The sequence below is a fragment of the Paenibacillus pinihumi DSM 23905 = JCM 16419 genome, from assembly GCF_000422505.1.
In the GTDB taxonomy this organism is placed as follows: Bacteria; Bacillota; Bacilli; order Paenibacillales; family Paenibacillaceae; genus Paenibacillus_D; species Paenibacillus_D pinihumi.
Genome location: NZ_AULX01000046.1, coordinates 1 through 7,964 on the forward strand (window position 1 = coordinate 1; position 7,964 = coordinate 7,964).

Genomic DNA, 7,964 nt, shown 5'->3' on the forward strand with positions numbered 1-7,964 from the left:
CTGCCAAGCTACATGATCCCGTCCTACTTCGTCCAACTGGAACGGATGCCGCTGGCACCGAACGGCAAGCTGGACCGCAAGGCACTGCCTGCTCCTGAGAAAAGCCTGCAAACCAGCGCGGAGTATGTTGCACCGCGCACGGAAGCCGAAAAGACGATGACCGCCGTATGGCAGGCAGTGCTGGGCACTAGCCGCGTCGGAATTACGGACCATTTCTTCGAGCTGGGCGGAGATTCGATCAAATCGATCCAAGTGGCAGCAAGAATGCAGCAGGCAGGCTTCAAGCTGGAAATCCGGGATTTGTTCAAATACCCGACTATTGCACAGGTGCTGCCTTACATGAAGGAGATCAATCGAACGGCCGATCAGAGCGAAGTAACCGGCGAAGTTCGGTTGACGCCGATTCTGCATGGGTTCGCCCGCCATCAGTTTGCGAATCCGCATCATTTCAACCAGTCGATCATGCTATACCGCAAGGAAGGCTTTGATGCTGGCGCTTTGCGCAAGACGCTGTCCAAGCTTGTGGAGCAGCATGATGCGCTTCGCATCGTACTTCGGATGACGGAGCAGGGAGCTTATTCGCTCTGGAACCGGTCACTTGCCGAAGGCGAGCTCTATAGCCTGGAGGAGGCTGATTTCACCGGACATGAGGATTTGGGTGCGGCAATCGAGGCAAAAGCAGACGAAATTCAGGGCGGTATCAACCTGCAAGAGGGGCCTTTGTTCAAGGCTGGCTTGTTCCATGGCAAGGATGGAGATCATTTGCTGCTTGTCATTCACCATACGGTTATTGATGGTGTGTCCTGGCGGATTTTGCTTGAGGATCTCGCGTCGGGCTACGAGCAGGCACTAAAACAGGAGCCAATTCGCCTGCCGCTGAAGACGGACAGCTTCCGCCTCTGGGCAGAGCAGCTCGCCCATTATGCGAACAGTAAGGCGATGGAGAAGGAACGCGTCTATTGGAGCGGCGTTGCACAGACGGAAACGGAAGCCTTGCCTATAGACCTTGATGCCGGTGTATCCTGGCAGCGGGACAGCGAAACTGTCATTGTCCAGTGGGACCGGAATGATACAGAGCAACTGCTCAAGCATGTCCATCGTGCCTATAACACCGATATGGATGATATATTGCTGACGGCGCTCGGCAGAGCCCTCATGCAATGGCGCGGACTCGAGCGTGTACGGATTACAATGGAGGGCCACGGGCGCGAATCGATATTGGAGAACATCGATATTACACGTACTGTTGGCTGGTTTACAACGGAGTTTCCATTTGAGCTCGCCATTGAACCGGGAAGCAGCCTTGATTATCAGATCAAAAAGGTCAAGGAGGATTTGCGCCGCATTCCGAACAAAGGAATCGGGTATGGCATTTGCCGTTACTTGTCCGAATCAGGCCAACAAGCTTGGGATCAGGAGCCGAATCCGCAGATTCGCTACAATTACCTGGGACAGTTTGATCAGGATCTGAGCCACAACGAGCTGGGCATATCTCCATACGCAAGCGGATCAGATATCAGCGATGAGCAGGAACGCAAGTATACGCTTGATATTAACGGCATGATTACAGATGGGCTGCTCTCAATCGATTTTAGCTACAGCACCAGGGAGTACCGCAGGGAGACAATGGAGGAACTGGGAGCTGCACTGAAGGCTTCCCTGAAGGAAATGATTATCCATTGCGCGGCCCGGCAGAGTCCGCAATTGACGCCAAGCGATGTTCTGTTCAAGGGATTGAGCGTTCAATCGCTTGACCGGATTGCGGCCGAAATGCAGCATATCGGCGAACTTGAAAATGTGTATATGTTAACCCCGATGCAAAAGGGGATGTGGTTCCACAGTGTGATGAACAGCCAGACAGGCGCCTATCATGAGCAAACCTTGTTCACAATGGAAGGAACGCTCAATGAAGAGTTGTTCTCCCGCAGTTTGAACGAGCTGTCCAAGCGGCATGCCGTGCTGCGCACGAACTTTATCAGCGGTCCGCAGGGTGAGCCGGTACAAGTCGTGTTCCGCCACAAGCCGGTCGGATTCTCGTTCAAGGATATACGAGCCCTGAATGAACAGGAACAGCAAGCCTATATCAGGGAGGCGGCAAGCAGTGATCAGCTGCTCGGATTTAATCTGGCGCAGGATGAGCTCATGCGTGTATCTGTAATCCGGACAGGAGAAGCCGGCTACCGGGTGCTGTGGAGCTCACACCATATTTTGATGGATGGATGGTGCTTGCCGCAATTATTGCAGGAGCTGTTCGACACGTATTCTGCGTTGTTGGAGGAGAAGACTCCGGACCGGACAGCAGTACCTGCGTACAGCGAATACATTTCCTGGCTGGAAAATCAGGATCAGGAAGCGGCAGCTGTTTATTGGTCTTCGTACTTGGCCGGTTACGATCAGGTAACGGCGATTCCGCAGGAAATTTCAGGCGGAGGCGGAAGCGAAAAATTCAAGGCGGAGAAACTGGGCCGCGACTTGGATGCTGCCCTGAGCGCTTCGCTCAGCCGGGCTGCAAGGCAGCACCAGGTTACTCTTAATACCTTGCTGCAAGCGGCATGGGGTATCATTTTACAGAAGTACAACGGCACAAGCGATGCCGTCTTCGGGAGTGTTGTATCCGGCCGGCCGGCGGAAGTGCCGGGCATCGAGACGATGATCGGCCTGTTTATCAATACGATACCGATCCGCGTCCAATGCGGAGCGGACACCAGCTTCGCCGAATTGATGGGACAGTTGCAGGAGCAGGCACTGGAATCAGGAAAATATGATTATTATCCGCTCTATGAAATTCAGTCCCGCAGCGAGCTGAAGCAGAATGCGATCCGGCAAATCATGGTATTTGAGAACTACCCGATGGACGAGCGGCTGGAGCAGACGGGCAGCGGCGAACAGGGTATGCCTTCTATAACGGGTGTTATGGTGGAGGAGCAGACCAATTACGACTTCAACCTGATCATTGTTCCGGGAGAACAGCTCTCCCTCCGCTTTGATTACAATGCCAACCGATTCAAGCAAGCTGACATGGAGCGGCTGATGGGGCATCTGGTGCATGTGCTGGAGCAAGTCATTGCCAATCCGCAGGTTACCGTGGAGCAGCTGGAGCTTGCAAATGAATCAGAGAAGTCGGAAGTTCTTTATGGCTTCAACGATACGCTGACGAATTACCCGCGGGAGGCGACGCTGCACCATTTGTTTGAGGAACAGGCGGAGAAAACTCCGGATGCCATTGCTGTATCCTTCCGTGAGGAACAGTTGACGTACCGCGGGCTGAATGAGCGTGCGAATCGTCTGGCACGAACACTGCGTGCGCAAGGGGTTGGAGCGGATCAACTGGTAGGGCTCATGGCGGAGCGTTCCCCGGAAATGATCATCGGCATACTGGCGGTCTTGAAGGCGGGAGGCGGCTATGTGCCGGTCGATCCGGAATATCCGGAAGACCGCATCCGTTACATGCTCGAAGATTCGGGTACGCGCATTATGCTGGTACAGCAGCACTTAACGGCCAAAGTTCCGGAGCTGGATGCCATTATCGTTCTGGACGACGAGCGTTCATATGCTGGCGATGGTTCGAACCTGGACGGGGTCTGCTTTGCGGAGAACCTGGCGTATGTCATCTATACCTCAGGTACGACTGGCAAGCCGAAGGGCAATCTGACGACGCATCGCAACATTGTGCGCGTAGTGAGAGGCACCGAATATATCACCATTACGGATCAAGACCATGTGCTGCAAATGTCGAGTTATGCATTCGACGGATCGACCTTCGATATCTACGGAGCACTGCTGAATGGAGCCAGACTTGTGCTGGTTCCGCATGAGACCTTGCTTGAAGTACGCCAGCTGGCCGGTTTAATCGAGCAAGAGAAAATCTCAGTGATGTTCATTACGACAGCATACTTCAACGTGCTGGTTGATGTGCAAGCCTCATGCCTGCGCAGTATCCGGGCCATTCTATTCGGTGGCGAGCGGGTATCCGTAAGTCATGTGCGCAAAGCGCTGCAGTACGTCGGACCTGGCGTGCTCAAGCATGTATATGGACCGACCGAGAGCACGGTTTTTGCAACAAGCTACGATGTGAACGAGGTCGCGAAAAACGCGATTACGGTGCCAATTGGAGGACCGATCAGCAATACGGCGATCTTCATCGTCGATGCCGGCAATCAGCTGCAGCCGGCAGGCGTTGCAGGCGAGCTGTGTGTAGCAGGAGACGGTCTCGCAAGAGGGTACCTGAACCGTCCGGATCTGACGGCAGAGAAGTTTGTCGATTGCCCGTTCCTGCCGGGCGAGCGCATGTACCGGACCGGAGATCTGGCAAAATGGCTGCCGGACGGAACGATTGAATATATCGGCCGGATCGACCAGCAGGTGAAAATTCGGGGCTACCGGATTGAGCTTGGGGAGATTGAGGCGCAGTTGCTGAAAGTGGAGGATGTACAGGAATCAGTAGTTGTTGCGTTGGATACCGCTGCAGGCGAGAAGCAGTTGTGTGCCTACTACGTTGCGACGAGGATGCTTGAAGCAGCTTCTGTGAGAGAGGCAATGGCGCAAGCCATGCCAGCCTATATGCTTCCGGCGTATTTCGTACAACTGGACCAGCTTCCGCTTACACCGAACGGGAAGGTAGACCGCAAGGCGCTCCCTGCCCCGCAGGACAGCGGGAACGGGAGAGAGTATGTTGCACCGCGGACGCCGCTTGAGGCACAGCTTGCAGGCATTTGGCAGGATGTGCTCGGGGCCGGTGAAATCAGTGTAACGGATCATTTCTTTGAAGCAGGCGGGCATTCCCTTAAGGCGACACTGCTTGTCAACCGTCTTCATCAGGAGCTTGATATTGAATTGCCGCTCAGAGACGTATTTCAATATCCGACGCTTGAGGAAATGGCGAAGCGTTTAAGCGGCGCGGCTGGCAGCCTTCATGTGCACATCCCTGAGGCAGCTCCAGGCAACTATTATCCGGTATCATCGGCTCAAAAGCGCTTGTATATTCTGCACCAGCTCGAAGGGGCGGAACTGAGCTACAATATGCCAAACATGATGCTGCTCGAAGGGGCATTGGATCTTAACCGTCTGGAATCCGCCTTCAAGAGCCTGATTGCACGCCATGAGACACTGCGCACCGGATTTGTAATCGCGGACGGGGAACCTGTACAGCGCATTTACCCGGCAATAGAATTTGCAATTGAACATATGACTGCAGGAGAGGAAGATGCTCCGCAGCTTATGCAGCAATTCGTGCGTGCCTTCCAATTGGAGAAGCCGCCGCTGCTGCGCATTGGGGTTATCGAAATGTCCTCAGAGCGCTTTATTCTCCTGTTTGACATGCATCACATCATTTCGGACGGGACGTCGATGGGTATTCTCGTCAATGAATTTGTCCGCCTGTACGGGGGAGAAGAGCTTCCGCCGCTGCGGATTCAATATAAGGATTATGCAGTCTGGCAGCAATCCGAAGCCCAGCAGGAGGCATTGCGTGAGCAGGAAGCTTACTGGCTGAAGACACTGGACGGGGAGCTTCCGGTGCTGGAACTGGCGACAGACTTCACGCGTCCGACAACCCAAAGCTTCCGCGGCGATCTCTTGCAGTTTGTCATTGACCCGGAGAAAAGCGCAGGATTGCGGCAAATTGCGTCAGGCAGCGGATCGACGATGTATATGGTGCTGCTGGCCCTGTATAAGACGATGCTGCACAAGTATTCCGCACAGGAGGATGTCATTGTTGGTACGCCAATTGCCGGACGCAATCATGCAGATGTACAGCCGCTGATCGGGATGTTCGTCAATACACTGGCGATCCGCAGTTATCCATCCGCCAGCAAGTCTTTCCTGATGTATCTGGATGAAATCAAAGAAACCACGCTTGGCGCCTTTGAACATCAGAATTATCCGTTCGAGGCGCTGGTTGAGCAGGTGCAGGTTATGCGCGATATGAGCCGCAATCCGATATTTGATACGATGTTTATTTTGCAAAATGCGGATCAGGGCGAAATGAACATCGACGGGGTGCGACTCCAAAATGCGCAAAATGAACATACGGTATCCAAATTTGATTTGACCTTCCAGGCTGAAGAGGATAATGGGGAAATCGTATGCAGCATTGAATTTGCGACGGATTTGTTCAAGCGTGACACAATCGAACGGATGGCAGGCCATTTTGAACAATTGGTTGATGCTGTACTCGTGAGCCCGGGAGCAAGCCTGGCTGAATTGAAAATGGTAACGAATGATGAAAAGCAGCTTCTGGAGTTTGGCTTCAATCATACAGCGATGGCATATCCGGCAGACAAAACCATCCATGAACTGTTCGCCGAGCAGGCAGAGCGGACACCGCAAGCCGCCGCCGCCATATTCGGCAGGGAGCAATTGACCTACGGGGAGCTGAACCGGAAGGCCAACCAGCTCGCATGGACACTGCGGGAGCAGGGCGTAACCAGGGAGCAGCCGGTCGGCATCATTGTCGAGCGGACGCTGGAGACCGTAGTCGCGGTCTTGGCTGTGCTCAAGGCGTCCGGTACATTCGTGCCGATCGATCCGGAATATCCGGAGACGCGCATCCGCTATATGCTGGCCGACAGCGGCGCCCGACTGGTGCTGACCCAATCGCCACTGGGCAGCATCCTCCCGGATGAGGTTCACAGGCTGGATGTGCGCGATGAGGCGATTTATCACGGTAACGGAGAGAACATTCCAAGCATCAGCCAGCCGTCGGATTTGCTCTACATCATCTACACCTCGGGCACAACCGGAAATCCGAAAGGAGTCATGCTGGAGCACCGCAATATGGTCAACCTGCTGCACTTCCAGAAGCAGGCGACGAGTATTCCGCTCCCGTCGCGCATCTTGCAGTATGCGTCCGGCAGCTTCGATGTCTGCTATCAGGAAATGTTCTCGGCGCTGCTGTTCGGGGGAAGCCTGCTGATGATCGACAACGAGACGCGCAAGGAGCCGGTGCGCCTGTTCCGGGAAATCGAGGCCAACCATATCGACGTCCTGTACCTGCCGGTGGCGTTCCTGAAGTTCATCTTCGCCGAGCCAGAGTGGGCGGAAGCCTTCCCGGGGTGCGTGCGTCATATCATTACCGCCGGGGAGCAGCTGGTTGTGACCCCGCAGGTGCAAGCCTGCCTGAAGCGTCTGGGCATCAGCCTGCACAATCATTACGGTCCATCGGAGACCCATGTGGTGACCACGCATACGATGCCGCCGGAGGAGCTTGAGGCGGGGCTGCCGCCAATCGGGAAGCCGATCGCGAACACGGGCATCTACATCGTGAATGACAGCCTCGAGCTGCAGCCGATCGGGGTGAAGGGCGAGCTGTACGTATCGGGTGCAAGCGTCGGCCGCGGGTACTGGGGCCGTGCGGACTTGACCGGGGAGAAGTTCCTGGACAATCCGTTTGCGCCGGGGGAACGGCTGTACAAGACCGGAGACGTGGCCCGCTGGCTGCCGGACGGCAGCATTGAGTATGTGGGCCGAAGCGACCATCAGGTGAAAATCCGGGGCTTCCGGATTGAGCTGGGCGAGGTGGAATCACAGCTGCTGCATGTGCCTGCGGTGCAGGAGGCCACAGTGGTGGCGCTGGAGGACCATGCGGGGCAAAAGCAGCTATGCGCGTATTATGCAGCCGAGCATCCGTTAGCCGCCGGAGAGTTGCGTGCAGCCCTTGCGCAGGAGCTGCCGGGGTATATGATTCCATCGTACTTCGTCCAGCTGGAGCGGCTGCCGCTGACGCCGAACGGGAAGATTGACCGTCGTGCGCTGCCGGAGCCGGAAGGCGGGATCGAGACCGGAGCCGAGTTCGTGGCACCGCGCACGGAGACGGAAGCGAAGCTGGCAGGCATCTGGCAGGGGGTACTGGGACTGCCGAGCGTAGGGGTAAAGGATAACTTCTTCGAGCTGGGGGGCCACTCGCTGCGGGCGACGACACTCGTCAGCAGGCTGTACAAGGAATTGAACGTCAACTTCCCGCTCCG

Annotated in this window: 1 protein-coding gene; it reads left to right on the forward strand. The window is 55.4% G+C overall.

Translation table 11 applies throughout. The features are described 5' to 3' along the window. A partial coding sequence (locus tag H583_RS0113880) for a non-ribosomal peptide synthetase (protein ID WP_028560975.1) occupies positions 1 to 7,964 on the forward strand: 7,964 nt, incomplete at both ends.